We start from the raw sequence: 26,988 nt of genomic DNA, 5'->3' as shown, positions 1-26,988 counted from the left end.
ACGGCTATGACGGTGCTGATACCTATGTCTTCAACCTGGGCGATGGCCAGGACACCCTGGCCGAGACTTTCTACTACACGGCTGCCAACAGCACCGATGTCGATGTCGTCCGCTTCGGGGAAGGCATTGCCGTCTCCGGCATGCGCATGACCCGCGAGGGCAGCAACCTCACCCTGCACTACAGCGCCACCGACAGCATCACCTTCACCAACTGGTATACCAACGCTTACGGACGGGTCGAGAAGATCGAGTTCGCCGATGGCACCACTCGCACTGTCAACAGCCTGGAAATGGAGCTCGGTGTCACCGGCACCGCCGGCGACGACAAGTTCGCTCCCCTCGGCAATGACGCCGTGCACCTCAAAGGCATGGCAGGCAACGATGTGCTCAGCGGTACAGCCGGCAACGACATCCTCGATGGCGGGGAAGGCAACGACAGCCTCACTGGCGGCTACGGTAATGACACCTACTTGTTTGCCAAAGGAGATGGCCAGGACCTGGTAGCCGATGCAGGCGGCAACGACACCCTTCTCTTCAGCGAAGGCATTTCCGCCAACGACATCTGGCTCCAACGCAACGGCAGCAACCTGGAACTGACCCTGCGTGACTCCCCCGACAAGGTCACCATCAGCAACTGGTACTCCAGCACCTCGAACCACATCGAGACCATCAAGTCCGGCGACGGCAAGACCCTGCTCGACAGCCAGGTGCAGAACCTGGTCAACTCCATGGCGGCCTTCGCGCCGCCTGCGGGTGGCAATTCCAACCTGACGCCCGAGCAGAGGGCGCAGCTGGAGGTGGTGATCGCCGCGAACTGGCAGTAACCGCTGAGTAAATGAACAAGGCCCCTCACGGGGCCTTGTTCATTTCCGGGGTTTGGAATTGTTCAGCGCACCATCCACCCATCCCCTCACCTGCTCGGCACTGGGGGCCTGTGGAGCGAAGAGGATGCGGTAGATCATCGGGGCGACCACGGCGTCGACCAGCTGATCAGCACTGGGGGCCGCTTCGCCGCGTTGGGCGGCGCGGTCGAGGATGAGTTGCAGCTGGCAGCGGACGAGGTCGGCGCATTGGCCGGGGTAGTCGCCGGCCAGATCTGAGACGACATCTCGAATCAGGGTGCGGCCGAGCTCGGAGCTCATCTCGTCGAGGTATTGCTCGGCCCAGGCGTGCAGGTCGCCGGCGAGGGTGCCGGTGTCCTGGGGCTCGCCAGGGAGCATGCGCTCCAGGGCGACGTCGGCGAGCAAAGCGGAGAGGTCGCCCCAGCGGCGGTAGATGGTGGAGGGCGTGACGCCCGCGCGGGCGGCGATCTGCGGGACGGTGAGGTCGGCGCGGTCACGCTCGTCGAGCAGTGCGCGCACGGCGGCGTGGATGGATTCCTGCACTCGGGCGCTGCGCCCACCGGTGCGACGGTTTTCTTTGATGGCCATGGCGGCGGACCTTAACACAAAGAATTTGCGTTAAGGAATTTCTGCGCGCAGACTGCGCAAACGCAATGTCTTAGCTTTAGTGAGCCCATCATGGTCCAGACCGCCGATACCTGCCTCGACCAACGCCACGCCCGCAGCGGCATCGCCTTGTTGGCGAGCACGCTGCTGAGTTTCCTGGCCGCGTCCAGCGCGCCCACCCCGCTCTACCCGGTGTACCAGGCACATTGGGCCTTCAGCCCGGCGATGCTGACGCTGGTCTTCGCCATCTATGCCTTCAGCCTGCTGGCGGCGCTGCTCACCCTGGGCAAGCTGTCCGATTACCTGGGCCGGCGGCCGGTGATCCTCTCTGCCTTGTTACTGGAGATGCTGGCGATGGCGCTGTTCATCGAGGCCGATGGCGTCGCCTGGCTGCTGGCGGCGCGGGTGATGCAGGGGTTCGCCACGGGGATGGCGACCAGCGTGCTGGGGGCGGCGCTGCTGGATCGCAACCCCGAGCGCGGGCCGCTGTTCAACAGCGTGGCGCCGCAGCTGGGCATGGCGTGCGGCGCGCTGGGTTGCGGAATGCTGGTGGAGTGGGCGCCCTGGCCGTTGCACCTGGTCTACCTGGTCCTGCTGCTGGTGTTCGCCGCCCAGGCATTGCTGGTGTGGTGGCTGCCGGAATCCATCTCGCGCCGCCCGGGTGCCATCGCCTCGCTGCGTCCGACCCTGAAGGTACCGCCCCAGGCCCGAGGCGCGCTGTGGCGCACGCTGCCGGTGAACGTCGCGGTCTGGTCCCTGGGCGGCTTCTACCTGTCGCTCGCGCCGTCGCTGATCCGCGCGGCCACCGATTCCAACTCGGCGCTGGTGGGCGGGCTGGCGGTAACGGCGCTGACCCTGAGCGGCGCCCTGTCGATCCTGTGGCTGCGCCAGCACACGGCGCAGCAGGTGCTGCGCATCGCCACCGCCCTGCTGCTGTTAGGAGTGAGCGCCATGCTGGTGGCCGTGCAGGCCGGCTGGCTGTGGCTGTTCCTGGTGGCCTCGCTGGTGGCCGGCGGTGGCTTCGGCTCGGGCTTCCTCGGCGCGCTGCGCAGCGTGATGCCATTGGCTCATGCCCATGAGCGCGCCGGGCTGATGGCCACCTACTACGTGATCAGCTACCTGGCGTTCTGCGTACCGGCGCTGCTGGCGGGGGTGTCGGCGCGCCACTTCGGATTGGTGGCGACCGCCACGGGGTTCGCGCTGGTCCTGATCGGCCTGATCCTCGTCGCATTGCAGGGCGTGTTGCGGCCCGAGCGCGCCTGAGGCAAGGCCCCCCGTCCAGCCGACGATTGGATTACACCCGTAATATACAAGCGTTTGAATTACGCATATCATCCTAAGCACGCGCCCCATCGGATCGCTCGAACCCCGGCGCTCCCGCCGGCTCCGCCCGGCCCAACCAGCAAGGACCCGAGATATGCAATCCATCGTCATCGCCGGTTTCGCCCGCTCGCCCTTCCACTTCGCCAAGAAGGGCGGGCTGATCAACATCCGCCCGGACGACCTCGCCGGCCAGGTCGTAAAAGGCTTGGTGGATCGCCTGGACATCGACCCCAACGAGATCGAGGACCTGATCCTCGGCTGCGCCTACCCCGAGGCCGAACAGGGCATGAACCTGGCACGCATCGTCGGCTTCCTCGCCGGCCTGCCGCAGAGCGTGGCCGGGGCGACGGTGAACCGCTTCTGCGGCTCGTCCATGACCGCTATCCACTTCGCCGCCGGGCAGATCCAGCTCGACGCCGGCGAGGCCTTCATCTGCTGCGGCGTGGAATCCATGACCCGCGTGCCCATGGGCGGCTTCAACATCTCGCCCAACCCGCGCCTGACCAGTGGCGAGATCCAGGCCTATATCCCCATGGGCCACACCGCCGAGATCGTCGCCGAGCGCTACGCCATCAGCCGCGTGGACCAAGAGGCGATGGCCATGCAGTCCCACGGGAAGGCTGCCGATGCGCGCCTGCGCGGCCTGCTGCAGGACGAAATCATCACCATCGAGACGCCCGACGGCCCGGTTACCGAAGACGGTTGCATCCGCCCCGGCACCAACGCCGAGGCCCTGGCCCAACTGAAGCCGGCGTTCGGTGGCAGCGTGACCGCCGGCACCGCCTCGCCGCTGACCGATGGCGCGGCGGCGGTGTTCGTCTGCACCGAGGCATTCGCCCGGCGCTGGAAGCTGGACATCCTCGCGCGCATCAAGGCGGTGGCTGTGGTCGGCTGCGCACCGGAGGTGATGGGCATGGGCCCGCTGCACGCCACCCGCAAGCTGCTGCAGCGCAGCGGCCTGTCGGTCAATGACATCGACCTGTTCGAGATCAACGAAGCCTTCGCCAGCCAGGCACTGGCCTGCATCCGCGAACTGGACATCGACATCGCCAAGGTCAACCTCGACGGCGGCGGCATGGCCATCGGGCACCCGCTGGGCGCCACCGGTGCACGCATCACCGGCAAGGCCGCCTCGCTGCTCAAGCGCACCGGCGGCCGCTACGCCATCGCCACCCAATGCATCGGTGGCGGCCAGGGCGTGGCCACGCTGCTGGAAAGCGTCGAGTGATGCGCCGGGGAGGTGCGAATGCGCCTCCCCTTTCGTCGGCCATCGGCATTGCTGCGACGGCAACTGCATACAGGCGGTGAATATGGAATTACAATCGCCATACTAACGCCCGGAATTTGAGGCCACTGCCATGCGCTACTCGGAAGACCACAAGGCCGAAACCCACAAACGCATCATCGCGGAAGCTTCCCGCCGCTTCCGCGCGGACGGCATCGACGCCACCGGCCTGCAGCCGCTGATGAAGGCATTGGGCCTGACCCACGGCGGCTTCTACGCCCACTTCAAGTCCAAGGATGCCCTGGTGCAGGAAGCCCTGCGCGCGGCGGCCAACGACGCCAGCGGCCAGTGGGCTAAGGTGCTCGCCAAGCCGGAGCCGCTCAAGACATTGTTCAAGCGCTACCTCTCGCCGGAACACCGCGACCACCCGGACGCCGGCTGCCCGCTGCCGACCATGTCGTCCGAACTGGGCCAGCGCGGCCAGGCCAGCCCCATCAGCGACGAGGTGGTGGGCAACCTGCTGAGGATGATCGAGAAGGAAACGGGTGACCCGCAGGAAGCGATGGCGATGGTCGCCACCATGGTCGGCGCACTGAGCCTGTCCCGCAGCGTCGCGGACGAGGCCCTGTCCAAGCGCATTCTCGACGACGCCTGCAGCAACCTGACCGCACGCCTGGAAGAGAAGAAAGGCGGCAAGGCCTGAGCCCGCCGCCAGGATGCCCATGAGCGGCCGCAAGGGCCGCTCCGTTCAACCCATCCAGCGCCGGAACAGCGCGCTGGCATTCACCCCGCCGAAACCGAAGCCGTTCGACAGCGCGTAGTTGATGGTCATCGGCCGCGCCGCGCCATGGACGATGTCCACGCCGGCGGCGTCTTCGTCCGGCTGTTCGAGGTTCAGGGTCGGTGGTGCCACCTGGTCGCGGATGGCCAGCACGGTGAAGATCGCCTCCAGCCCACCGGCAGCGCCAAGCAGGTGCCCGGTGGCGGATTTGGTGGCGGAAACCGCGATCCCACCCTCCGCGCCGAATACAGCCTTGATCGCCGCCAGCTCACCCTTGTCGCCCACCGGCGTGGAGGTGGCATGGGCGTTGAGGTGCTGGATCTGCCGCGGCTCGATGCCGGCCTGGGCGATGGCGGTGCGCATGGCACGCTGGGCGCCGCTGCCGTCCTCCGGCCCTGCGGTGAGGTGGTAGGCGTCGGCACTGGTGCCGTAGCCCACCAGTTCGGCAATGGGCGTGGCGCCACGTGCCAGGGCATGGTCGAGTGATTCGATCACCAGCATGCCGGCGCCCTCCCCCATGACGAAGCCATCGCGACGGCTGTCGAAGGGCCGGGATGCCTGCTCGGGATGGTCGTTGAAATCGGTGGACAGCGCACGGGCTGCCGCGAAGCCGGCCAGCGCCACGCGGTCGATCGACGCCTCGGCGCCGCCGCACAGGGCGATGTCCACCTCGCCGGAGCGGATCATCCGCGCCGCATCGCCGATGGCCTGCACGCTCGCGGCGCAGGCGGTCACCGGGGCGCCGATGGGGCCCTGGAAGCCATGACGGATGGACACGTGCCCGGCGGCCAGGTTGACCAGGAAGGAGGGAATGGTGAAAGGCGACAGGCGTCGCGGGCCACGGCTGTCGGTGGTGCGCACGGCGTCGGCGATGGCACCGAAGCCGCCGATGCCGGAGCCGATCACCGTGGCGGTACGGACCTTCTTCTCGTCGCTGTCGGCGACCCAGCCGGCCTGCTGCAAGGCTTCATCGGCGGCGGCCAGGGCGAAGAGGATGAAGCGGTCCATCTTCTTCTGCTCCTTGGGCGGGGCAGCACTGTCGGGGTCGAAGCCACCCTCGGGGTCTTCCTCCCGCGTCGGTACGCTGCCGCCGACCTTGGTCGCGAGATCCCGCACGGTGTCTTCGGGCAGGGCACGCAGGCCCGAACGCCCAGCCAGCAGGCGCTGCCAGGCGGTTTCCACGCCGCAGCCCAGGGGCGAAACCAGCCCCATGCCGGTGACGACGATTCGTTGCGAGTTCATCATTTCCCTCCAAGTATCAAGCAGGTCGTGGAGCCGGTGGCATAGAGCTTCCCGTCCACGTCATAGATGCGGCCCTCGGCCAGTGCGGTCGAGCGGCCCACGTGGATGATGCGCCCTTCCGCCCTCACCGGCCCGGTGTTCACGGTCATGGCCCGCACGTAGCTGATGCGCAGGTCGGTGGTGGTGTAGCCCTGCCCCGGCTTGACGTGCATATGGATGGCGCAGCCCATGCAGGAATCCAGCAGGGTCGCCGCATAGCCGCCATGCACGGTGCCCAGGGGATTGTAGTGACGGGCATCCGGAACGCCCTGGAACACGAAGCGCTCTTCTGACCATTCGATGGGCACGAAGCCCATCAGTTCACCTATCGGTGGCGAAGGCAGGTCGCCCCGGCCGATGCCGTCGAAGAACTCTCGCGGGCTCAGTTGCACCACCTCGGACATGCTCAGGGTGCCGGGCTTGAGCCGCGCGCACATGGCGCGCTCGGCTTCCAGCCAGGCCTGCAGCTTCTCTTCACGGCTCGATTCGCTCATGGCGCTTTTCCTTCTCGCTCGGCCCGCGGGCCCGATTTGAATTTCGATCATCATATAACGAGGCGCAGGGCCTCGCGCAAGGCCATCCGATGGGCGCCTCGCGCGGGCGGGATCAGAGCCCCATCTGCTTGCTGATGATCTCGTTCATGATCTCCCGCGAGCCACCGCCGATGGAGAGGATGCGGTTGTCGCGGTAGAGCCGTTCCACCAGGCTCTCGCGCATGTAGCCCATGCCACCGAGCAGCTGCACGGCGTCGTAGGTGACCCGGTCCGCCACGTCGGTGGCGAAGTTCTTGGCCATGGAGATTTCCTTGATCACGCTCTTGCCGGCGGCCATCTTCGCCGCCTGGCGGTAGGTGAACTCGCGGGAGACCTCGACCTGGGTGGCCATTTCCGCCAGGCGATGCTTGAGCACCTGGAACTTGCCGATGGGCTTGCCGAAGGCTTGCCGCTCGCGGGCCCAGCGCTCGGCTTCTTCCAGGGCCATCTGTGCGGTCATGTTGGCCATGATGGCCAGGGCCAGCCGCTCGGACTGGAAGTTGGCCATGATGCAGGCGAAGCCCATGTTCTCGACGCCGATGAGGTTGCCTGCCGGCACGAGGCAATCCTCGAAGAACAGTTCGGCGGTGTCGGAGGCCCACCAGCCCATCTTCTTCAGCTTGCGGCCCACGCTGAAGCCGGGGGTGCCCTTCTCGATCAGCAGCAGGCTGACGCCGCCGAAGCCGTCGCCGCCGGTGCGCACTGCCACGGTGTAGTAGTCGGCGCGCACGCCGCTGGTGATGAAGGTCTTGCTGCCATTGACGCGGTAGAAGTCCCCCTCGCGCACCGCGCGGGTCTTCAGGTTGGCCACATCCGAACCACCGGACGGCTCGGTGATGGCCAGGGCCATGATCTTCTCGCCGGCCAGCACCTGCGGGGCGATGCGCTCGCGCAGTTCGGGGCGGCCCCACTTGATCAGCGGGGGCAGGCCGATGTCCAGGGAGCCCAGCCCGGCCACCAGGCCGCCGGAGCCGCTGCGCATCAGCTCCTCGCTGGCCGCCACCTTGGCGAACAGGTCGCCCTCGTGGCTGCCGCCGTACTGCTCGGGGTAGCCGATGCCGAGGATTCCGGCGGCGCCGGCCTTGAGGTAGAGCTCACGGGGGAATTCCTCGGCCTCCTCCCAGTCGCCGATGTGCGGGAGGATCTCCCGCTCGACGAAGCGGCGCACCGAGTCGCGCACCAGTTGATGGGAGGGGTCGAAGTATTCCTGGCAAGCGGACATGGTGTGGCTCCCTGTTTGAGTCAGAGAAACTTACCGAGCGCTTGCTTGGTTTTCAAGGCGTGACATGCGCCATCGATCAGGACGTATGCGCCGCTCCGAAGCGCTCCCGATAGACCGAAGGCGGGAGCCCGACGGCGTTGCGGAAGGCCACTCGGAAGCTCTCCACCGAACGGAAGCCGCACAGCTCGGCGATACGCTCGCTGCCGTCGACACCGCTCTCCAGCAGCTCGCGGGCACGGGCCAGGCGTTCGTGCTGCAGCCAGGCCTTGGGCGTCATGCCGGTGGCCTCGCTGAAACGGCGCAGGAAGGTGCGCTCGCTCATGGCCACGCGGCGGGCCAGTTGGCTTACTTCCAGGGGCTCGTGCAGGTGCTGCCGGGCCCACTGCATCAACGCCGAAAGATCGTTTCGTGGAGCACGGGCCACGGGTGCGGGAATGAATTGCGCCTGCCCGCCGGCACGCTGGGGCGACATCACCAGGCGTCGCGCCACGGTATTGGCCACCTGGGTGCCGAAATCCCGCGCCACCAGGTGCAGGCAGGCGTCGATGCCGGCGGCGCTGCCCGCCGAGCTGATCAGTTGGCCGGCATCGACGTAGAGCACCTCGGGGTCCACCTCGATGGCGGGGAAGCGTCGCGCCAGCTCCTCGGCATAGCGCCAGTGGGTGGTGGCGCGCCGGCCATCCAGCAGGCCGCTGGCGGCGAGGACGAAAACGCCGGAGCAGATGGACACCAGCCGCGCGCCACGGGCATGGGCGTCGCGCAGTGCACTCAGCAGCCGTTCGGGCGGTGCCTCGGCACGGTCGCGCCAGCCGGGAACGATGATGGTATGCGCCTCGGCCAGGCGCTCCAGGCCCGCATCGGCCAGCACCTGGATGCCGCCCATGGCGCGCATGGGGCCGTCGTCCAGGCCGACGATGCAGTGGCGGTACCAGGGAAAATCGAACTCGGGCCGAGGCAGGCCGAAGATCTCCACGGCGATGCCGAATTCGAAGGTGCAGAGGCCGTCGTAGGCGAGGATGGCCACCAGGCCGGGGTCGTCGTTCAATTTGGCGGAAACCTACCAGTCACTGTCCTGCCCGCCACTGTAGAGCAGGAAGGCCGCTGGATACAGTGGCGCCATCAAACCAACCGATGGAGAACCACCATGCCCAGCCTCATCAGCCAGTTCCCCGCCGCCGCTCCCGATGCGGCCCTGGCCCACTTCACCCAGCGCCTGGCCTTCGAGACCGATTGCTCGGACGTACATGCCAGCCAGCAGGCCGGCGAGGTCGACTACGTGCTGGTCGATGTGCGTGGCGAAGCAGCCTACGCCGCCGGCCATGTGCCGGGCGCGATCAACATCCCCCATCGGCTGATGACCGCCGAATTCATGGCCCGCTACCCGCGTGACACGCTGTTCGTCGTCTACTGCGCAGGCCCCCACTGCAACGGCGTGCACCGCGCCGCCGTGCGCCTGGCCGGGCTGGACTTCGCGGTGAAGGAGATGCTCGGCGGCGTCACCGGCTGGCTGGACGAGGGGCTGAGCCTGATCACGGCGACTGACGCCGCTGCCATCGGTCAAGGCATCCCTTGTGCGTGTTGAGGTGGGAGCGCCGTAGCCGCGCGTCCCTCACTGGCTTGCGTGGGGCGGACCTGGAGGGGGCGCTCCGCCATGCACCCCCGCGCTCGGCCGCGCCCCTGGCGAGCGGATTCATGCGTACCAGAGACAGCCGATAGACAGTTTCCCCCCAGCCAATCACGTTCCTCTGACTCCACAAGCCGAGCTGCAGACGTTGCGATGGCTGGCAAGGCACCTGCAGTATCGGCTGGGTTACCGCGCTCGATACTGCCGATACCGCAGTCATGACAACGACAAGAGGTCAGCACGCGTATAGACGCCCATCCCCCGGCAGCACGCCGGAGGCCTGCCTTCGCCGCCTTCTTGCCGTCCCTGTCCCTCGTTGTGAGCTGCACCGGCGTTCCTGCGCGGCGGGTGATGTTCGCGCCTGCTCGTGGCCGGCCGACGTCGTCTAAGGTGTAGCTCTGCATAAATCCAACAACGACGGAGAGACCTCCATGCGACTGACCAAGAAACTCAGCCTGTTCGCTGCTGCCGCGGCCTTCACGGCCAGCACTGCGGCCTTGGCTGCGCCCACCTTCATCAACGTACTGACCGGCGGCACCAGCGGTGTGTACTACCCGATCGGCGTGGCGCTGTCCCAGCTGTACAGCAACGGCATCGCCGGGTCGAAGACGTCGGTGCAGGCGACCAAGGCGTCGGTGGAGAACCTCAACCTGCTGCAAGCCGGGCGTGGCGAACTGGCCCTGGCGCTGGGGGACTCGGTCGCTGATGCCTGGAACGGCGTGGAGGATGCCGGCTTCAAGGCTCCGCTGAAGAAGATCCGCGCCATCGCCGGGACCTACCCCAACTACATCCAGATCGTTGCCAACGCCGAGTCGGGCATCCATTCGCTGGCGGACCTGAAGGGCAAGCGCATTTCCGTCGGCGCGCCGAAGTCCGGCACCGAGCTCAACGCCCGCGCCATCTTCAAGGCCGCCGGGCTGACCTACGAGGACATGGGCAAGGTGGAGTTCCTGCCCTACGCCGAGTCGGTGGAGCTGATCAAGAACCGCCAGCTCGATGCCACCCTGCAATCCTCCGGGCTGGGCATGGCGGCCATCCGCGACCTGGCCTCGACCATGAAGATCCGCTTCGTGGCCATCCCGCCGGAGGTCACGGCGAAGATCGACAACGCCGCCTACCAGGCGGCCACCATCCCGGCGGGCACCTACGACGGCCAGGACACGGACGTCCCCACCGTGGCCATCACCAACATCCTGGTCACCCACAACGGCGTGCCGGACGAGGTGGCCTACCAGATGACCAAGCTGATGTTCGAGAACCTGGATCGCCTGGGCAACGCCCACTCTGCGGCCAAGGACATCAAGCTGGAAAACGCCACCCAGAAGCTGCCCATCCCCCTGCACCCCGGTGCCGAGCGCTACTACAAGGAAGTGGGCGCCCTGTAGCCCGGACCGGACCCGGGCTGTCGCCCCTCCGCCTTCCCCGGCGCGCAGCGCTCCGGCATTGCCCTGAGCCGGAACGCGACGCGGACCGGGGCACGGCGTTGCGGCGCCGGCCCCTGCTTCTCGCATCGATGTCGTGATGAGGCTTCACCCCATGAGTGAACAAGACAACGGCCTGGCTGCCAGTCCTTCCGACTGGCCAAAGGCGCTTTTTGCCGTGGCGCTGCTGTTTTCCATCTTCCAGATCGTCACTGCCGCCTTTCACCCGGTCTCGACCCAGGTGCTGCGTGCCGTGCACGTCGGCTTCCTGTTGCTGCTGGTGTTCATCAGCTACCCGGGGCTCGGCAAGGGCCGCCCCTGGCAACCGCTGGCCTGGCTGCTGGGCCTGGCCGGCATGGCCACGGCGATCTACCAATGGGTGTTCGAGGCGGACCTGATCCAGCGCTCCGGGGACCTGACCACGGGCGACATGGTCGTCGGCCTGAGCCTGATCCTGCTGGTGTTCGAGGCCGCACGGCGGGTCATGGGCATCGCCTTGCCGATCATCTGTGCCCTGTTCCTGGCCTACGGCATGCTCGGCCAGTACCTGCCGGGGGACCTGATGCACCGGGGCTACGGCCTCGACCAGATCGTCAACCAGCTGTCGTTCGGCACCGAGGGCCTGTACGGCACACCGACCTATGTCTCGGCCACCTACATCTTCCTGTTCATCCTCTTCGGGGCCTTCCTCGAGCAGGCCGGGATGATCCGGCTGTTCACCGACTTCGCCATGGGCCTGTTCGGCCACAAGGTCGGCGGGCCGGCCAAGGTGTCGGTGGTGTCGTCCGCCCTGATGGGAACCATCACCGGCTCCGGCGTGGCCAACATGGTTACCACGGGCCAGTTCACCATTCCGCTGATGAAGCGCTTCGGTTATCGCCCGGCCTTCGCCGGCGGGGTCGAGGCGACCGCGTCGATGGGCAGCCAGATCATGCCGCCGATCATGGGCGCCGTGGCCTTCATCATGGCCGAGACCATCAACGTGCCGTTCTTCGAGGTGGCCAAGGCGGCGCTGATCCCGGCGCTGCTGTATTTCGCCTCGGTGTTCTGGATGGTGCACCTCGAAGCCCGCCGTGCGGACCTTAGGGGCTTGCCGAAGGATGAATGCCCCAACCCCTGGAAGGCGGTGCGGGAGCGCTGGTTCCTGCTGATCCCGTTGCTGATCCTCATCTACCTGCTGTTCTCCGGCCGCACGCCGCTGTTCTCCGGCACCGTCGGCCTGGCGCTGACGGCCATGGTCATCCTCGGCTCGGCGATCATCCTGCGGGTATCGTCCAAGGCGCTGCGCTTCGCCTTCTGGATCGCCCTGGGCGTGCTCTGCGCCGGCTTCTTCCAGCTCGGCATCGGCGTGGTGTTCGGCGTCATCGGCCTGCTGGTGGCGGCGTGCTGGTTCGTCAAAGGCGGCCGCGAAACGCTGACCCTGTGCCTGCACGCCCTGGTGGAGGGTGCGCGCCACGCAGTCCCGGTCGGGATCGCCTGTGCCCTGGTCGGCGTGATCATCGGGGTGGTGTCGCTGACCGGAGTCGCGTCCACCTTTGCCGGCTACATCCTCGCCATCGGCCAGGACAACCTCTTCCTGTCGCTGGTGCTCACCATGCTGACCTGCCTGGTGCTGGGCATGGGCATCCCGACCATTCCCAACTACATCATCACCAGTTCGATCGCCGCCCCCGCCCTGCTGGACCTGGGCGTCCCGCTGGTGGTCTCGCACATGTTCGTCTTCTACTTCGGCATCATGGCCGACCTCACCCCGCCGGTGGCCCTGGCCTGCTTCGCCGCTGCGCCCATCGCCAAGGAGCGCGGCCTGAAGATCAGCCTGTGGGCCGTGCGCATCGCCGTGGCCGGCTTCGTCGTCCCCTACATGGCGGTGTACTCGCCCGCGCTGATGCTGCAGGGCGACAGCCTGCTGGCGACGCTGTATGTGGTGGCGAAGGCGGTGCTGGCCATCGGCATCTGGGGGGCGGCGTTCACCGGCTTCCTGCACGCCCGCCTGGCCTGGTGGGAACGCGGGCTGGGTTTCGCTGCCGGTGCCAGCCTGATCCTCGCCACGCCCATCAGCGATGAGGTGGGCTTCGCCCTCAGCGCCCTGTTCGTCGCCCAGCACCTCTGGCGTGCCCGGCGTGCCGGGGCGAGAACGACATGATCGGCTTGTGCCTGGGCATGGCCGGGGCGGTGTGGGCGGAGATGCCCGTGCCGTCCTTCACCCTGGCCTGGACCCACACCATCGAGAAGATCCGCTGGGAGGAGGACTACCGCGTCACCGCCGAGGGGTTGTTGCTCGGCGAAGCGCGGGTCAAGGGCTCCGGTGCCGGCATGGAGATTCCCGAGGGCGCCGTCCTGCGTGAGGGCAGCTGGCATTACCAACGGCAGATGCCACCCTTGCAGCCACTGCGCGTCGGTCGCACCCCAGAAGCGGGGGACTATCTGCTGTGCATCAACCAGCGCTGTCGCCCACTGAGTGACTGGCTCGGCCCACCAACGGCGAGCCAACCGGCGCTTGAACTGTGGAGCTGCGAGCAGTCCGCGGGCGATCCGGGGACGGGCTAGACGCCTCCCGCGCGAGGCCGGATCAGAGGCCGATGGGCCGGCGGCCGGCCAGGGCGTGGGTCAGGGTGCCGCCGTCCACCAGCTCCAGCTCGCCGCCCAGCGGTACACCGTGGGCGATGCGCGAGGCGATCAGGCCCTTGGGCGCCAGCAACTGGGCGATGTAATGGGCAGTGGCCTCACCTTCGACCGTGGGGTTGGTGGCGAGGATCACTTCGCTGAAGGCGCCGGCGTCGACCCGCGCCATCAGTTCGGGAATGCCGATGGCTTCCGGGCCCAGGCCATCGAGGGGCGAGAGGTGCCCCTTGAGCACGAAGAAACGCCCACGGTAGCCGGTCTGTTCGACGGCGAACACGTCCAGCGGCCCTTCCACCACGCACAGCAACGAATCGTCGCGGCGCGGGTCGGCGCATTGCGGACAGAGGTCGTCCTCGCTGAGGGTGCGGCACTGCTTGCAATGCCCCACGCCTTCCATCGCCGAAGTCAGCGCCTGGGCCAGGCGCAGGCCGCCGCTGCGGTCACGCTCGAGCATCTGCAACGCCATGCGCTGGGCAGTCTTCTGCCCTACACCGGGCAGGATGCGCAGGGCGTCGATCAGTTGGCGGATCAGCGGACTGAAGCTCATCGAGAAGTCTCAAAGAAGAAGGCTGGAAGCTGGAAAGAGTCGGGAAAATCGTGCCAGGCCACGCGCTTCTGCTTGAAGCTTGCGGCTTGGCACTTGGAGCTATTTGATCAGAAGGGCATCTTGAAGCCGGGCGGCAGTTGCATACCGGCCGTCATGCCGGACATTTTTTCCTGGCTGTTCTGCTCGATCTTGCGCACGGCGTCGTTGACGGCGGCGGCGATCAGGTCTTCGAGGATTTCCTTGTCTTCCTGCATCAGGCTGTCGTCGAGGGTGACGCGCTTGACGTCATGGCGACCGGTCATCACCACGCTCACCAGGCCGGCACCGGACTGGCCGGTGACCTCGGCATTGGCCAGCTCTTCCTGCATCTTCTGCATCTTTTCCTGCATCTGTTGGGCCTGCTTCATCAGGCCTGCCATGCCACCCTTCATCATGATGGTTGTCCTCAGCGGTCAAGGGGTTCAATGGTGTCCGGGCGAACGCTCGCGCCGAACTGTTCGATCATCTTCTGTACCAGCGGGTCGAGCGCGATGGATTCCTCGGCGTCGCGCTGGCGGGCAGCGCGCTTGCGGGCGGCGGCCTGGGCGGGGGTTTCCTGCTCGGGCTTGCGCACCTCCACTTCCAGAACCAGGGTACGCCCGTGGTACTGGTTCAGCGCATCGTTGATACGACGCTGCTGGTTGGCGTTGAACAGGGCGCTCTGCGCCGGGTCGAGGTGCAGGCGCCAGACATCGCCCTCCACGGAGACCAGGGTGCAGTTGGCCGCGATGTTGCCGGTGAGGCCGCTGATGCCCAGGCGCGGGAACAGGTCCAGCCACTCGGCGGCGAGGCCGGTGGCGGGCTGCGCGGCGGGTACGACCTCAGGCTCCAGGACAGGCTCGGGGTCGGCGACCGGCAGCTCGTCCATGTAGGCGATGGAGTCGACATCGGCCTCGTAGTAGTCGTCATAGTCGCCGGGCGGCGGCTCGTCGTCGTCCGCATCGTCGATGGCGACGGGCTCGGGAAGCGCCTGGGCGGCAACGGGTTGTGACACGGCAGGTGATTCGGCAACAGGCTCGGCGAGGGGAGCGGCAATCTCCACCGCCGGAGCAGGCAGCTCGATGGGCTCCTCCACCGGTACAGGCTCGACGGTGGCAGTCGCGGCCTGCGCAGGTTCGGCCGGACGCTCTTCCCACGGCAGGTCGATCACTTCGGCCGGGGTGACAGCGGGCTGAGCGGCCTGGACCGGCTCGGCCACTGGCTGCGACGCAGTCTCCGCGACGGGAGCCGCCTCGACCACGGCGGGTGCAACCGGTGTTTCGACGACGGGAGCCGCAGCCACCGGCTCCGGCGCGACCGGGGCCGGTACGACGGCAGCAGGCGCGACCACGGGCTCGGCAACCGGCTGGGGAGCCGCTACCGTCGCGACGGGGGATACGGGAGCAACCGGCGCCACGATGCTGGCGCCGGCCACTGGGGTGTTCGAGGAATCAGCCGTGGCCTTGCTGATTCCCGGGTCCTTTAGCGTGACCCTCGGAGCGCCGTCCACATCCGCTGGACGGAAAGCCAGCATGCGCAGCAGCACCATCTCGAAGCCGCCGCGCGGGTCCGGCGCCAAGGGCAGGTCACGACGGCCGATCAGGCCCATCTGGTAATAGAACTGCACGTCTTCGGCAGGCAATGCCTCGGCCAGGGCCAGTACGCGATCACGGTCGCCCTGGCCGTTGTCCACCGCGTCCGGCAAGGCCTGGGCGATGGCGACACGGTGCAGCACGTTGAGGATCTCGGCGAGTACACCGCTCCAGTCCGGCCCCTGCTCGGCCAGGTGACGGATGGCCTCCAGCACGCCACGGGCATCGCCCTGCAGCAGCGCATGGAGCACGCCATAGACCTGGCCATGGTCGAGCGTGCCGAGCATGGCGCGTACGTCGGCAGCCAGGACCTTGCCTTCGCCAAAGGCGATGGCCTGGTCGGTGAGGCTCATGGCATCGCGCATCGAGCCGTCGGCGGCACGCCCCAGGAGCCACAGGGCATCGGGCTCGAACGGCACGTTCTCGGCTCCCAGGACGTGGGTCAGGTGCTCGACCACACGCTCCGGCGGCATGTTCTTCAGGGAGAACTGCAGGCAGCGCGAAAGGATGGTGACGGGCAGCTTCTGCGGGTCGGTGGTGGCCAGCAGGAACTTCACATGGGGCGGCGGCTCTTCGAGGGTCTTGAGCAGCGCGTTGAACGAGTGCGTGGAGAGCATGTGCACTTCGTCGATGAGGTAGACCTTGTAGCGACCACGGCTCGGCGCGTACTGCACGTTGTCCAGCAGTTCGCGGGTGTCCTCGACCTTGGTACGGCTCGCGGCGTCCACCTCGATCAGGTCGACGAAACGGCCTTCGTCGATCTCGCGGCACACCGAGCACTGGCCACAGGGCGTGGAACTGATGCCGGTCTCGCAGTTCAGGCACTTGGCCAGGATGCGCGCGATGGTGGTCTTGCCCACGCCACGGGTGCCGGTGAACAGGTAGGCATGGTGCAGGCGCTGGTTGTCCAGGGCGTTGATCAGGGCCTTCAGCACATGGGTCTGGCCGACCATTTCGCGGAACGAGCGCGGACGCCATTTACGTGCAAGAACCTGATAACTCATTGAAAACCGTCGCAGCTGGGAAATCGGAAGGGGCTAATGCTAGCGGAGCAAACCGCAAATTGCATCCGATGCGAAGTGCTCTATTTTCATCGGATGAGACTAGGGGCATTGTGAACGCTCCTCCACGCCCCTGCGAGGGAGCCCGATGCGTCCATTGCTCCTCCTCCCGCTGCTGGTTTCCAGCGCACTGGCCTTCGCCGAGCCGGCACCCTTGCGCTTTTCCGCGGTGGACAGCTGGGCCATGCCCGTGGCTCAGATCGAGGGCAACGAGCTGACCGGCGGCATCCTCTTCGACATCATCCAGGGGCTGAGCCAGCGCCTCGGCCGCCCCCTGGAAGTCGACGTGCTGCCGCGCACCCGCGTCCAGCTGGCGCTGGAGCACGGCGACATCGACGTGCGCTGCTACGTGAGCCCCAACTGGATGGGGGACCTGGGCGTGAATTACCTGTGGAGCGAGCCGATCCTGGTGCAGCGCGACCTGCTGGTGAGCGCTCCCGACAACGCGCTTCCCGTCGACCCGCAGCGCTTGCCGGCACAGAGCATCGGCACCGTGCTGGGCTATGCCTACCCGAGCCTGCAGCAGCGCTTCGATAACGGCACCCTGCAACGGGACGACGCGCGCAACCAGGGCCTGGTGCTGCAGAAGCTCGGCGCGGGCCGCTACGACTATGCGGTGAGCAGCGAGCTGGCGCTGAAATGGTTCAACCGCGGCATGCCGGCAAGCGAGCGCCTGGCGGTGGTGGCGGTATTGGAGGAGGAACCCGTGGCCTGCCTGGTGCGCAATGCACCCGAGATACCGGCGAACGAGATCGTGCGTGCACTGGCGCGCATGCGGACATCGGGGGAGATAGAGAGAATCGTGTCGCGCTACCGGTGAATCGCAGCGCTGGGAGATGGGGGTGACCCTACCAGCCACACCCCGGCACACAATGTTCCCGCTGTGGCTGCTTCCTTCCGGATCTGACCAGGTTCACGGGTAATCGTTGCGGGGGGACCGGCAGGGCCACCATAACGCAGCTCGCCAGATCGGCGAGCCGCGCCATTGTACCGGCTCTTCGCCAACTTACAACTGCTAAAAACATTTCCGTTACAAGCACTTGCGGCTCATACCCGGAAGCGCCCGACCAGTCTCGCGAGGCCACTGGAAAGCTCGGACAGGTGCCGGCTCGCCTGGGTGCTCTGCTCGGAGGTCTGCGCGGCTTCGTTGGACAGGTCGCGGATGTCGCTGATGTTGCGGGCGATCTCTTCGGTCACGCTGCTCTGCTCCTCGCAGGCGGTGGCGATCTGCGCGGCCATGTCGTTGATCCGCTGCACCGAGTCGCCGGTGTCCGAGAGCGCCTGGTCGACACCTGCGGCACGCTCGACGCTGTCACGGGCCTGGACGCTGCCCGAGTGCATGGCCTTCACCGCGTTCTGTACGCCGACCTGCAGGCGCTCGATCATCTGCTGGATGTCCTTGGTGGAGTCCTGGGTCCTTGCGGCCAGGGCGCGGACCTCATCGGCCACGACGGCGAAGCCCCTGCCCTGCTCGCCCGCCCTTGCTGCCTCGATGGCCGCGTTGAGCGCCAACAGGTTGGTCTGGTCGGCGATGCCCTTGATCACGGCCAGCACGGCGCCGATGTTGGCGGTCTCCTGCTCCAGCGTGCCGATGGTGGTGGAGGCGCTTTCCACTTCCTGGGCGAGCTGGCGGATCGCCTTGATCGTCGCGCCCACGACCTGCGCCCCCTCGCGGGACTGGTTCTCGGCGAAGCGCGCGGCATCGGCGGCGTTCTGCGCATTGCGCGCGACCTCATGGACGGCTGCGCTCATCTCGGTAGCGGCGGTGCTGACCTGGTCGACCGCGGCGTGCTCGCTGCTGATCAGCCGATCGTTGGCGGCCGCGAGCCCGGCCAGGCTTTGCGCCGAGTCGGCCACCTCGCCGGTCACCCGGCCGACCTCCCTGATCAAGGGCTGCAGCTTGTCGAGGAAACGGTTGAAGGCATGGCTCAGCTTGCCCAGCTCGTCACGCGAGGTGACATCGAGCCGTACCCGCAGGTCGCCGTCGCCATCGGCGATCTGCTCGATGCGCTCGAGCAGGCGGAGCAGCGGCCGGGTCACCAGGGTGGGGAAGCCGATCACCAGCACCAGGCAGATGCCCAGGCCGATGACGATGATCACGCCCTGCTGCCAGCTGCGCGCCTCGCCGATGGCGATCGCCCGCAGCCCTTCGGCGTTGGCCGCGCTGTCTTCGAGCTCGCCCAGCTTGTCGATGGCATCGCGCATGGCCTGGAACTGGCTTTCACTGTCGCCGAAGCTCAGGGCGCTGGCGGCATCCGGGTCGGACGCGGCGAGCTGGACCACCTTGAGTGAGGTGACCTTCCACTTCTCGAAGCCGCTGTCGAACTGAGCGATCAGTTGGCGCGCGTCGGCACCGGTACTCATTTCGGCGTACTTGTGCACGCGGTCATAGGCTTGCTGCAGGTTTTCCGCATGGTCGGCCTTGAGTTGGTCGATGTGCGCCCCGGCACTTTCATCCAGCAGGCTGCGCTCGGCAGTGAAGGCCTGGTAGAGGTCACGGTCGGCATTGAGCAACAGGCTGATGGCCGGCAGGTAGCGATTGGTCAGCTGCTTGCTGGAGTCCGCGACCTGGGACACGCCCTGCATGCCCAGGCCGCCCATGAGCACCAGGAGGACCACCAGGAGCAGGATCGGCAGGGCGATCTTCCAGCGAAACCCCAGATCGGCAAAGGCACGTAGCATGGTGGATCTCCGCGATGTCATGGCGATGTAACAGCAAGCGTAGACGGCCCGGAACGGCCTGTCGGCCCCGTCACGCCGCATCCTGGCGATGAGCGGAAACACTTCGTCGCCGGCCTGACACGGCTTTTGTGCTAGCGTGCCGCCGGCTTCGCCACCGGGCCCGCTACCATTGCACTTTCAGCGCAGGCGCGGGTCTCAATCCGCGCCGGCGATCCCGGCGCGGCAGCGAGCCGAACCCACACCCACTGGAGCTACACCATGGCAATCACCAAAGACCAACTGATCGCAGACATCGCCGAAGCCACCGACACCACCAAGGCCGCCGTGCGCGCCGTGCTGGAACAGCTGAGCGAGATCGTCAGCGATACGCTGGAGAACAGTGATGAAATCACCCTGCCGGGCATCGGCAAGCTGAAGATCACCGAGCGCCCGGCACGTACCGGCCGCAACCCGCAGACCGGCAAGAGCATCGAGATCGCGGCCAAGAAGGTCGTCAAGTTCGTGCCGGCCAAGGGCCTCAGCGACGCCGTGAACAAGTAAGGGATCGGCAACGAAAAGGCCGGGCAGATGCCCGGCCTTTTCATTTGCGCCTTAGGTACGCCCCGCGCTTGCGGGGAGCCCCGGCGGATCAGAGCGAGACGCCCATCCCCTTCAGCTCGGCCAGGAACGCCTCCTCGTCCAGCACGCGCACGCCCAGCTCGGTGGCCTTGGCCAGCTTCGAACCGGCGCCGGGGCCGGCCACCACGCAATGGGTACGGGCCGAGACCGAGCCGGCCACCTTGGCACCCAGGGCCTCCAGCTTCTCCTTGGCCACATCGCGGCTCATCACCTCCAGGGTGCCGGTCAGCACCCAGGTCTGCCCGGCCAGCGGCAGGCCTTCCACGACTTTCTTCTCACTCTGCCAGTGCATGCCGAAATCACGCAGCTGCGCCTCGATCAGCGTGGCGCGCTCGGCATTGGCAGGCTGGTCGAAGAAGTCGCGCAGGGATTTGGCCGCCTTCTCGTTGAGGCGCTCCACCTGGCGCAGGTCCAGCCAGTCGGCCTTGATCACGCCCTCCAGGCTGCCGAACCTGGCCGCCAGTTTCTCCGCGCCGGTGGCGGCGATGAAGGGAATGTTGAGCTTGTCGAGGAAGCCCGGGAGGCTGGCGCAGGCGGCGAACTCGGGGCTGAGCTCGCCCTCCTCCTGCAGCACCACACCCCGGGCCAGCAGGTCGTCGATGACCTTGAGGTTGTGCGCGTCGCTGAAGAAGTTGTGGATCTCGAAGGCGACCTCCAGGCCCACGTCAGGCAGGTAGGTGAGCACCTCCGGCAGCGCCTGGCGGATGCGCGCCAGGGAGCCGAGGGCGCGGGCCAGGAGCTTGGCGGTCTCTTCGCCCACATCGGGAATGCCCAGGGCGTAGATGAAGCGCGCCAGGGTCGGCCTGGCGCTGTCCTGGATCGCCGCCAGCAGGTTGCGGGTCGACAGGTCGGCGAAGCCCTCCAGCGCCACCACCTGGTCGTAGGTCAGGGTGAACAGGTCCGCCGGCGATGCGACCAGCCCGGTATCCACCAGTTGCTCGACGATCTTGTCGCCCAGGCCTTCGATATCCAGCGCACGGCGGGAGGCGAAGTGGATGATCGCCTGCTTCAGCTGGGCACCACAGGCCAGGCGGCCGACGCAACGGTAGACCGAGCCTTCGCTGGTGGTTTCCTTGCCCTTGGCACGCTTGACCAGCTGCGTGCGCTCCACGGCAGAGCCACACACCGGGCACTGCTCGGGTACATGCACCTCGCGGGCGTTCTCGGGGCGGCGCTCGAGCACGACCTGCATCACCTGGGGGATCACGTCACCCGCGCGGCGAATGATCACGGTGTCGCCGATCTTCAAGCCCAGGCGCGCGACCTCGTCCATGTTGTGCAGGGTGGCATTGGCCACGGTGACGCCGGCCACCTTGACCGGTTTCAGCCGTGCCACCGGAGTGACGGCACCGGTACGGCCGACCTGGAACTCCACGTCCAGCAGTTCGGTGAGTTCCTCCTGGGCGGGGAACTTGTGGGCCAGCGCCCAGTGCGGGGTGCGGGCGCGGAAACCCAGTTGCTGCTGGTCCTCGATGTTGTTGACCTTGAACACCACGCCGTCGATGTCATAGGCCAGGCCCATGCGGCGTTCGCCGATGTCGTGGTAGTAGGCCAGGCACGCCTCGACCCCCTTGGCCAGCTTCAGCTCGCGGCTGATGGGTACGCCCCAGGCCTTGAGCTGCTCGAGCATGCCGACCTGGGTGGCCGGCAGCTCGCCACTGGCCTGCCCGATGCCGTAGCAGCAGAACTCCAGCGGGCGGCTGGCGGTGATGCGCGGGTCCAGCTGGCGCAGGCTGCCGGCTGCGGCGTTGCGCGGGTTGGCGAAGGTCTTGCCGCCGCTTTCCGCCTGGCGCGCGTTGAGCTCCTCGAATCCGGCCTTGGGCATGTACACCTCGCCGCGCACTTCGAGCACGGCAGGCCAGCCCTCGCCCTTGAGCCTGAGCGGTACGTTGCGGATGGTGCGCACGTTGGCGCTGATGTCCTCACCGGTGCTGCCATCGCCCCGGGTGGCGCCGCGCACCAGTTGCCCGTCGCGATACAGCAGGCTGACCGCCAGGCCGTCGAGCTTGGGCTCGCAGCTGTATTCCACCTCGGCGCCACCGCCGAACAGGTCGCCGGAGGAAAGCCCCAGGCCGCTGCGCACGCTGCGGTCGAAGGCGCGCAGGTCTTCTTCCTCGAAGGCGTTGCCCAGGCTGAGCATGGGCACTTCGTGGCGCACCTCGCCGAAGGCGCTGAGGGCTTCACCGCCCACGCGCTGGGTGGGCGACTCCGGCGTCACCAGTTCGGGATGCTCGGCCTCCAGGGCCTGCAACTCGCGGAACAGGCGATCGTATTCGGCATCGGGCACGCTGGGTTCGTCCAGCACGTAGTAGCGGTAGTTGTGCTCATCCAGTTCGGCACGCAATTGGTGGATGCGCTGGGCGGCGGTCTGGGCGTCGGTCATGGTTCGTGCTCTTTTCTATGCAAACGAAAAGAGCAGCCTGAGCTGCTCTTTCGATGGATCCTGTGGTTCAGCGCTTGTGAGTCAGGCTGCGGCGTTCGAATTCGACGATGCGCTGGCGGTAATGCTCGATCGTCTGCGCGGTCATCACGCTGCGCTGGTCGTCCTTCAACTCGCCGTTCAGTTCCTGGGACAGCTTGCGGGCCGCGGCGACCATCACGTCGAAGGCCTGCTTCGGGTGGCGCGGGCCGGGCAGGCCGAGAAAGAAGCTGACCGCACGGGTGCTGAAATGGTCGATGTCGTCCAGGTCGAAGGTGCCGGGCTTGACGCCGTTGGCCATGGAGAACAGCACCTCGCCGTTGCCGGCCATGCTCTCGTGGCGATGGAAGATGTCCATCTCGCCGAAGCGCAGGCCGCTTTCGAGAATGTTCTGCAACAGGGCCGGGCCCTTGAAGCCGTCACCGTCGCGGGCCACCACGTTGATCACCAGCACCTCCTCCACCGGGGGCAGGTCCTGGGCGGGGGCGTGGGCCTTGCCGTTCTTGGCACCCTTGGCCGGGGCTACATCGTCGACCGGGGTCAGCAGGGTCGGCACCGGCTCGTCGAGATTGAGGTCACCCTGGTGCGGCTCGCTGCCACGGCGCTTGTTCAGCTCCTTGGCACTCATGGGCGGCAGGTCCTCCTCGTCCAGAGAGGGCTCCTGGTGACGCTCCTTGACGCGTACCGGACCGACCAGGGCGGGGTCCTCCTCGTCGTCAGGGAGGTTGGAGAAACTACGATCGAGCTTGAACTTGAGTTTTCCCTTGCCGCCGCTCATGCGGCGCCAGCCATCGAACAAAATGCCGGCGATTACGATGATGCCGATGACGATCAGCCACTCGCGCAGACCGATATCCATTAATCCTGTGTCCCCTGGTCAAAAATATTCTGATGATGATGAAGAAAGGACATCCGGTCCTCTGAAAACGTGGCGCCCAACTCCATGTTCTGAATGGCGTTTTCCACGTGCGACAAAATTGGGCATTAAGCTAGCACGGCCAGCCCAGCAGAGAAACCTCTGATAGAGGCTTCACGGCCCTCCGGGCGAAAAGGTTGCACCCCCGCCCGATCAGGCCTCTACGAGGGAAAGAGCCTCCTCGACGTCCACCGCGACCAGGCGCGAGCATCCCGGCTCGTGCATGGTCACGCCCATCAGCTGATCGGCCATTTCCATGGCGATCTTGTTGTGGGTGATATAGATGAACTGGACCTTCTCCGACATCTCCTTCACCAGCCTTGCGTAACGTCCGACGTTGGCATCGTCGAGTGGCGCGTCCACTTCGTCGAGCATGCAGAACGGCGCGGGATTGAGCTGGAAGATGGCGAATACCAGGGCCAGCGCGGTGAGCGCCTTTTCGCCACCGGAAAGCAGGTGGATGGTGCTGTTCTTCTTGCCCGGCGGCCGCGCCATGATGGCGACACCGGTATCCAGCAGGTCCTCCCCGGTCAGTTCCAGGTAGGCGTGGCCACCCCCGAAGACCTTGGGGAACAGCGCCTGCAGGCCGGAGTTGATCTGGTCGAAGGTCTCCTTGAAGCGGTTGCGCGTCTCCTTGTCGATCTTGCGGATGACGTTCTCCAGGGTCTCCAGCGCCTCCACCAGGTCGTCGTTCTGGGCGTCCAGGTAGCGCTTGCGCTCGGACTGCTGCTGGTACTCGTCGATGGCCGCGAGGTTGATCGGCCCGAGGCGCTGGATGCGCGCCGCGAGGCGTTCGAGTTCCTCTTCCCAGGCCGCTTCGCTGGCCTCCCCGGGGAGCGTGGCAAGCACGCCGTGGAGGTCGTAGCCGTCCTCGTGGAGCTGATCCTGCAGCGTCTTGCGACGCACGCTCAGGGCCTGCCACTCCATGCGCTGCTGCTCCAGCTGGCCGCGCAGCAGCTGCGATTGCTGCTCGGCCTGGGTGCGACGCTTCTCGGCATCGCGCAATTCGCGGTCGGCGTCCTCCAGGGCCAGGCGCGCGAGCTTGAGCTCTTCCTCCACGCCCATGCGCCGGTCGAGCAGTTCCTCAAGCTTCATGCGCAGCTCTTCCAGCGGAGCGGCGCCCTCCTCCAGGTTCAGGCTGAGCTGTTCGCGACGCTCTTCGAGGCGCTCGAACTGCAGGCTCAAACGCTCCAGCGCCTGGCGCGTGGAGTCGTGCTGCGCACGCAGCGAGCCGACGCGCACGGCCAGTTGGTGGGCATGGTCCTTGTGCTGACGGGCCTCCTGGCGGATACGGTCGAGGCGCTCGCGCAGGTTGTCGCGCTCGGCGAGCAGCTTCTCGCGCTGCTCGGTGTCGGTCTCCATCGCATCCAGTGCGTCCTGCAAGGTCAGGCGCGATTCGCCGAGCTGCTCGTGCTCGATGGCGCGCTGCTCGTCCAGCTCGGCCAGCTCGGCCTCCAGGCGGCGGCGACGCAGGGTGAGCTGCTCGACCTTGGCCTGCTGGGCGGACAATTGCGCCTTGAGCTCACCGAGACGACGGGATTCGTCCTGCGCACGGCGACGCTGCTGCTCGCGGCTTTCCTCCTGCTGGCGCTGGTGGTCGCGCAGCTGTTGCAGGCGCTCCTCGAGGGTTTCCAGGGCGGCCTGCTGCTCGTCGCGCTCGGCGTGCAGGCGCTCCAGCTCCTGGCCCCGGGCCAATACGCCGCTCTCGGCTTCGCTGGCACGGCGCACCCGCAGGAAATTGCGCCCGACCCAGTAGCCGTCACGGCTGATCAGGCTCTCGTCGGCAGCCAGCGTCGTGCGGGCCGCCAGGGCCTGATCGAGGTTGTCCACGGGCCGAACCCGCGCCAGCCAGGGCGTCAGGTCGACGGCGGATTCGACCTTGTCCAGCAGGCTTCCGGGGACGCGGGCAGCTCCGGTGCCGGCGCTTGCCAGGCGCAGGTCGCCCTGGGTGAAGCCACTCAGGTCGAGGGTGTTGAAATCATCCAGCAGCACGGCTTGCAGGTCGGCGCCGAGCACGGTCTCCACCGCCAGCTCCCAACCCGCTTCCACGCGCAAGCCCTCGGCCAGGCGCGGGCGCTGGTCGAGCCGCTGGCCGCGCAACCATTCGGCGGTGCCGGTACCGGGGTCGAGCGCAGCCTGCTGCAAGGCCTCGAGTGAGGCGATACGGCCGTTCAAGCGCTGCAGCTCGCCCTGGGCGCGCTGCTGGGCCTGGGTCGCCTGCTGCAGCTCCTCACGCAGCTGCTCCAGGCGTTCGACCTGGGCCTCTTCGGCGGCCTGCAGCTCTTCCAGTTGCAGCTCACCGGCGGCGAGCTGTTCGCTCAACTCGAGAATGGCGGCGTCTTCCGGATCGGCCGCGAGCTGGGCGCGCTCGTCGTTGAGGCGGCGCTCGCGCTCCATCAGGCGCTCCAGGCTCTGCTCCAGCTGCTGGATGCGCGCCTGCTGCACTTCGGCCTGGCGGCGCGGCTCGGCGCTGCGCTGGTTGAAGCCGTCCCATTGCTCCTGCCAGGCGTGCATGCCGGTCTCGGCTTCCTCCAGCTGGGCGGCGGCTTCCTCGGCGGCGGCGGCGCTGACTTCCTGTTCGGGCGCGAGCATTTCCAGCTCCTCGCCCAGGGTCGCCAGCAAGGTGCGATCGTGGCCGAGGTGGGATTCGGTTTCCTGGCGCGCACGTTCGGCGTCACGCAGGTCGTCCTGCAACTGGCGCAGGCGCTGCTGGCCGTGCTGGATGCTCTGCTCGACCCGGGCGATATCGCCGCCCACGGAATAGAAACGACCCTGGACCAGGTTGAAGCGCTCGGACAACTCATGGTGGCCGTCGCGCAGGCGCTCGATGCTGGCGTCGGCGCTGCGCTGCTCGGCCACCAGCGCCTCGAAGCTGACTTCCTGGCTGCCGATCACCGCTTCGCGCTGGCCCACCTGCTCGTTCAGCGCCTGCCACTTGAGGGCGGCGAGCTGGGCGCGCAACTGGCGCTCCTCGGCCTTGTATTCCTGGTACTTCTCGGCGGCCTGGGCCTGGCGGTGCAGGCGTTCGAGCTGGCGCTCCAACTCTTCGCGCAGGTCGGTGAGGCGCGCGAGGTTCTCGTGGGTGCGGCGGATGCGGCTCTCGGTCTCGCGGCGGCGTTCCTTGTACTTGGAGATGCCGGCGGCTTCCTCGATGAAGTTGCGCAGATCCTCGGGCTTGGCCTCGATCAGCTTGGAGATCATCCCCTGCTCGATGATCGAGTAGCTGCGCGGGCCCAGGCCAGTGCCGAGGAAGATGTCGGTGATGTCGCGACGGCGGCACTTGGTGCCGTTGAGGAAATAGGTGTTCTGCCCGTCACGGCTGACCCGGCGGCGGATGGAAATCTCGGCGAAGGCCGCGTACTCGCCCACCAGGGTGTTGTCGGAGTTGTCGAAGATCAGCTCGATGCTGGCCTGGGCCACCGGCTTGCGGGTGTTGGAGCCGTTGAAGATGACGTCGGTCATCGACTCGCCGCGCAGGTTCTTCGCCGAGCTTTCGCCCATCACCCAGCGCACGGCGTCGATGATGTTGGACTTGCCGCAGCCGTTGGGGCCGACGACTGCGGCCATGTTGCTGGGGAAGCTGACCGTGGTCGGGTCGACGAAGGATTTGAACCCCGCCAGTTTGATGCACTTGAGCCGCATCCCTGCCTCCCTC

The 26,988-nt window shown here is 67.0% G+C and carries 22 protein-coding genes and 1 other RNA gene; 10 read left to right on the top strand and 13 right to left on the bottom strand.

The genetic code is table 11. The features are described 5' to 3' along the window. The coding region (locus tag DMX10_RS23965) for a calcium-binding protein (RefSeq protein WP_218281337.1) at positions 1 to 824 on the top strand (824 nt) is incomplete at its 5' end. A 39-nt stretch (positions 825 to 863) separates the two neighbouring features. Here the strand turns inward: DMX10_RS23965 and DMX10_RS23960 are convergent. Continuing rightward, on the bottom strand, positions 864 to 1,430 hold the full coding sequence (locus tag DMX10_RS23960) for a TetR/AcrR family transcriptional regulator (protein WP_111263441.1): 567 nt from the start codon (positions 1,428 to 1,430) through the stop codon (positions 864 to 866). A 90-nt stretch (positions 1,431 to 1,520) separates the two neighbouring features. Between DMX10_RS23960 and DMX10_RS23955 the strand changes: the two genes are divergently transcribed. The 3 genes from DMX10_RS23955 (at position 1,521) to DMX10_RS23945 (ending at position 4,699) form a co-directional block, all read left to right on the top strand. Next, positions 1,521 to 2,711: an MFS transporter gene (locus tag DMX10_RS23955; protein WP_111263440.1), complete on the top strand. Its 1,191-nt coding sequence runs from the start codon at positions 1,521 to 1,523 to the stop codon at positions 2,709 to 2,711. A 154-nt stretch (positions 2,712 to 2,865) separates the two neighbouring features. Next, entirely contained in the window at positions 2,866 to 3,999 is a 1,134-nt protein-coding gene (locus DMX10_RS23950; protein ID WP_111263439.1) for a thiolase family protein, read from the top strand. A gap of 130 nt (positions 4,000 to 4,129) precedes the next feature. Next, the gene (locus tag DMX10_RS23945; RefSeq protein WP_111263438.1) at positions 4,130 to 4,699 is read left to right on the top strand and encodes a TetR/AcrR family transcriptional regulator; all 570 of its coding nucleotides are present in this window, start codon (positions 4,130 to 4,132) and stop codon (positions 4,697 to 4,699) included. A 45-nt stretch (positions 4,700 to 4,744) separates the two neighbouring features. Here DMX10_RS23945 and fabF read toward each other — a convergent pair whose 3' ends face one another. The 4 genes from fabF to ftrA form a co-directional block, all read right to left on the bottom strand. After that, positions 4,745 to 6,019 carry a beta-ketoacyl-ACP synthase II gene (gene fabF / locus DMX10_RS23940; RefSeq protein WP_111263437.1) on the bottom strand — a complete coding sequence of 425 codons (1,275 nt, stop codon included), beginning with the start codon at positions 6,017 to 6,019 and terminating at the stop codon, positions 4,745 to 4,747. Further along, positions 6,019 to 6,552, bottom strand: coding sequence for a PaaI family thioesterase (locus DMX10_RS23935; protein WP_111263436.1), 534 nt, complete (start codon positions 6,550 to 6,552; stop codon positions 6,019 to 6,021). The genes fabF and DMX10_RS23935 overlap by 1 nt, the downstream gene beginning before the upstream one ends. Before the next feature lie 112 nt (positions 6,553 to 6,664). After that, positions 6,665 to 7,813, bottom strand: coding sequence for an acyl-CoA dehydrogenase family protein (locus DMX10_RS23930; protein WP_111263435.1), 1,149 nt, complete (start codon positions 7,811 to 7,813; stop codon positions 6,665 to 6,667). A gap of 76 nt (positions 7,814 to 7,889) precedes the next feature. Beyond that, on the bottom strand, positions 7,890 to 8,858 hold the full coding sequence (gene ftrA / locus DMX10_RS23925) for a transcriptional regulator FtrA (RefSeq protein ID WP_111263434.1): 969 nt from the start codon (positions 8,856 to 8,858) through the stop codon (positions 7,890 to 7,892). Positions 8,859 to 8,957: 99 nt separating this feature from the next. On the opposite strand from ftrA, the gene DMX10_RS23920 reads away from it, so the two are divergent. From DMX10_RS23920 to DMX10_RS23905, 4 genes are all read left to right on the top strand, one after another. Further along, positions 8,958 to 9,395, top strand: a complete 438-nt coding sequence (locus tag DMX10_RS23920) for a rhodanese-like domain-containing protein (protein ID WP_111263433.1) — start codon at positions 8,958 to 8,960, stop codon at positions 9,393 to 9,395. A 473-nt stretch (positions 9,396 to 9,868) separates the two neighbouring features. Further along, the gene (locus tag DMX10_RS23915) at positions 9,869 to 10,822 is read left to right on the top strand and encodes a TAXI family TRAP transporter solute-binding subunit (protein WP_111263432.1); all 954 of its coding nucleotides are present in this window, start codon (positions 9,869 to 9,871) and stop codon (positions 10,820 to 10,822) included. Positions 10,823 to 10,973: 151 nt separating this feature from the next. After that, positions 10,974 to 13,001, top strand: a complete 2,028-nt coding sequence (locus DMX10_RS23910; protein WP_111263431.1) for a TRAP transporter permease — start codon at positions 10,974 to 10,976, stop codon at positions 12,999 to 13,001. Beyond that, positions 12,998 to 13,405, top strand: a complete 408-nt coding sequence (locus DMX10_RS23905; RefSeq protein ID WP_111263430.1) for a DUF1850 domain-containing protein — start codon at positions 12,998 to 13,000, stop codon at positions 13,403 to 13,405. Before DMX10_RS23910 ends, DMX10_RS23905 begins: the two co-directional genes overlap by 4 nt. A gap of 22 nt (positions 13,406 to 13,427) precedes the next feature. Here DMX10_RS23905 and recR read toward each other — a convergent pair whose 3' ends face one another. From recR to dnaX, 3 genes are all read right to left on the bottom strand, one after another. After that, positions 13,428 to 14,027, bottom strand: a complete 600-nt coding sequence (gene recR / locus DMX10_RS23900; protein ID WP_111263429.1) for a recombination mediator RecR — start codon at positions 14,025 to 14,027, stop codon at positions 13,428 to 13,430. 107 nt (positions 14,028 to 14,134) lie between these two features. Beyond that, entirely contained in the window at positions 14,135 to 14,461 is a 327-nt protein-coding gene (locus DMX10_RS23895) for a YbaB/EbfC family nucleoid-associated protein (RefSeq protein ID WP_111263428.1), read from the bottom strand. Positions 14,462 to 14,472: 11 nt separating this feature from the next. Next, positions 14,473 to 16,641 (bottom strand): DNA polymerase III subunit gamma/tau, encoded by a 2,169-nt coding sequence (dnaX, locus tag DMX10_RS23890; protein WP_111263427.1) that lies wholly within the window; start codon positions 16,639 to 16,641, stop codon positions 14,473 to 14,475. A 145-nt stretch (positions 16,642 to 16,786) separates the two neighbouring features. Here dnaX and DMX10_RS23885 point away from each other — a divergent pair, with 145 nt between their 5' ends. Beyond that, positions 16,787 to 17,518: an ABC transporter substrate-binding protein gene (locus tag DMX10_RS23885; protein WP_111263426.1), complete on the top strand. Its 732-nt coding sequence runs from the start codon at positions 16,787 to 16,789 to the stop codon at positions 17,516 to 17,518. A 26-nt stretch (positions 17,519 to 17,544) separates the two neighbouring features. On the opposite strand, the gene ffs is transcribed toward DMX10_RS23885, so the two are convergent. Together ffs and DMX10_RS23875 are read right to left on the bottom strand one after the other, a co-directional pair. Further along, positions 17,545 to 17,641: signal recognition particle sRNA small type (ffs, locus tag DMX10_RS23880), an RNA gene on the bottom strand. Positions 17,642 to 17,745: 104 nt separating this feature from the next. Beyond that, positions 17,746 to 19,380, bottom strand: a complete 1,635-nt coding sequence (locus tag DMX10_RS23875) for a methyl-accepting chemotaxis protein (RefSeq protein WP_111263425.1) — start codon at positions 19,378 to 19,380, stop codon at positions 17,746 to 17,748. Between the two features lie 198 nt (positions 19,381 to 19,578). Here DMX10_RS23875 and DMX10_RS23870 point away from each other — a divergent pair, with 198 nt between their 5' ends. Further along, positions 19,579 to 19,920 carry an HU family DNA-binding protein gene (locus DMX10_RS23870; protein ID WP_256604854.1) on the top strand — a complete coding sequence of 114 codons (342 nt, stop codon included), beginning with the start codon at positions 19,579 to 19,581 and terminating at the stop codon, positions 19,918 to 19,920. A gap of 88 nt (positions 19,921 to 20,008) precedes the next feature. Here the strand turns inward: DMX10_RS23870 and ligA are convergent, their stop codons facing one another. The 3 genes from ligA to smc form a co-directional block, all read right to left on the bottom strand. Next, on the bottom strand, positions 20,009 to 22,381 hold the full coding sequence (ligA, locus tag DMX10_RS23865; RefSeq protein ID WP_111263423.1) for an NAD-dependent DNA ligase LigA: 2,373 nt from the start codon (positions 22,379 to 22,381) through the stop codon (positions 20,009 to 20,011). Positions 22,382 to 22,448: 67 nt separating this feature from the next. Then, entirely contained in the window at positions 22,449 to 23,276 is an 828-nt protein-coding gene (gene zipA, locus DMX10_RS23860) for a cell division protein ZipA (RefSeq protein ID WP_111263422.1), read from the bottom strand. A gap of 210 nt (positions 23,277 to 23,486) precedes the next feature. Then, entirely contained in the window at positions 23,487 to 26,975 is a 3,489-nt protein-coding gene (gene smc, locus DMX10_RS23855) for a chromosome segregation protein SMC (RefSeq protein WP_111263421.1), read from the bottom strand. Between the last annotated feature and the right edge of the window lie 13 nt (positions 26,976 to 26,988).

Source organism: Pseudomonas sp. 57B-090624 (assembly GCF_003234055.1).
GTDB lineage: Bacteria > Pseudomonadota > Gammaproteobacteria > Pseudomonadales > Pseudomonadaceae > Metapseudomonas > Metapseudomonas tohonis.
The sequence above is the reverse complement of the archived record's forward strand: the minus strand, read 5'-3'. Positions and strand labels throughout refer to the sequence as shown.

Coding starts and splice junctions, on each gene's coding strand:
- DMX10_RS23960 (WP_111263441.1), bottom strand. CDS start 1,430: ATGGCCATCAAAGAAAACCGTCGCACCGGTGGGCGCAGCGCCCGAGTG.
- DMX10_RS23955 (WP_111263440.1), top strand. CDS start 1,521: ATGGTCCAGACCGCCGATACCTGCCTCGACCAACGCCACGCCCGCAGC.
- DMX10_RS23950 (WP_111263439.1), top strand. CDS start 2,866: ATGCAATCCATCGTCATCGCCGGTTTCGCCCGCTCGCCCTTCCACTTC.
- DMX10_RS23945 (WP_111263438.1), top strand. CDS start 4,130: ATGCGCTACTCGGAAGACCACAAGGCCGAAACCCACAAACGCATCATC.
- fabF (WP_111263437.1), bottom strand. CDS start 6,019: ATGAACTCGCAACGAATCGTCGTCACCGGCATGGGGCTGGTTTCGCCC.
- DMX10_RS23935 (WP_111263436.1), bottom strand. CDS start 6,552: ATGAGCGAATCGAGCCGTGAAGAGAAGCTGCAGGCCTGGCTGGAAGCC.
- DMX10_RS23930 (WP_111263435.1), bottom strand. CDS start 7,813: ATGTCCGCTTGCCAGGAATACTTCGACCCCTCCCATCAACTGGTGCGC.
- DMX10_RS23920 (WP_111263433.1), top strand. CDS start 8,958: ATGCCCAGCCTCATCAGCCAGTTCCCCGCCGCCGCTCCCGATGCGGCC.
- DMX10_RS23915 (WP_111263432.1), top strand. CDS start 9,869: ATGCGACTGACCAAGAAACTCAGCCTGTTCGCTGCTGCCGCGGCCTTC.
- DMX10_RS23910 (WP_111263431.1), top strand. CDS start 10,974: ATGAGTGAACAAGACAACGGCCTGGCTGCCAGTCCTTCCGACTGGCCA.
- DMX10_RS23905 (WP_111263430.1), top strand. CDS start 12,998: ATGATCGGCTTGTGCCTGGGCATGGCCGGGGCGGTGTGGGCGGAGATG.
- recR (WP_111263429.1), bottom strand. CDS start 14,027: ATGAGCTTCAGTCCGCTGATCCGCCAACTGATCGACGCCCTGCGCATC.
- DMX10_RS23895 (WP_111263428.1), bottom strand. CDS start 14,461: ATGATGAAGGGTGGCATGGCAGGCCTGATGAAGCAGGCCCAACAGATG.
- dnaX (WP_111263427.1), bottom strand. CDS start 16,641: ATGAGTTATCAGGTTCTTGCACGTAAATGGCGTCCGCGCTCGTTCCGC.
- DMX10_RS23885 (WP_111263426.1), top strand. CDS start 16,787: ATGCGTCCATTGCTCCTCCTCCCGCTGCTGGTTTCCAGCGCACTGGCC.
- DMX10_RS23875 (WP_111263425.1), bottom strand. CDS start 19,380: ATGCTACGTGCCTTTGCCGATCTGGGGTTTCGCTGGAAGATCGCCCTG.
- ligA (WP_111263423.1), bottom strand. CDS start 22,381: ATGACCGACGCCCAGACCGCCGCCCAGCGCATCCACCAATTGCGTGCC.
- zipA (WP_111263422.1), bottom strand. CDS start 23,276: ATGGATATCGGTCTGCGCGAGTGGCTGATCGTCATCGGCATCATCGTA.
- smc (WP_111263421.1), bottom strand. CDS start 26,975: ATGCGGCTCAAGTGCATCAAACTGGCGGGGTTCAAATCCTTCGTCGAC.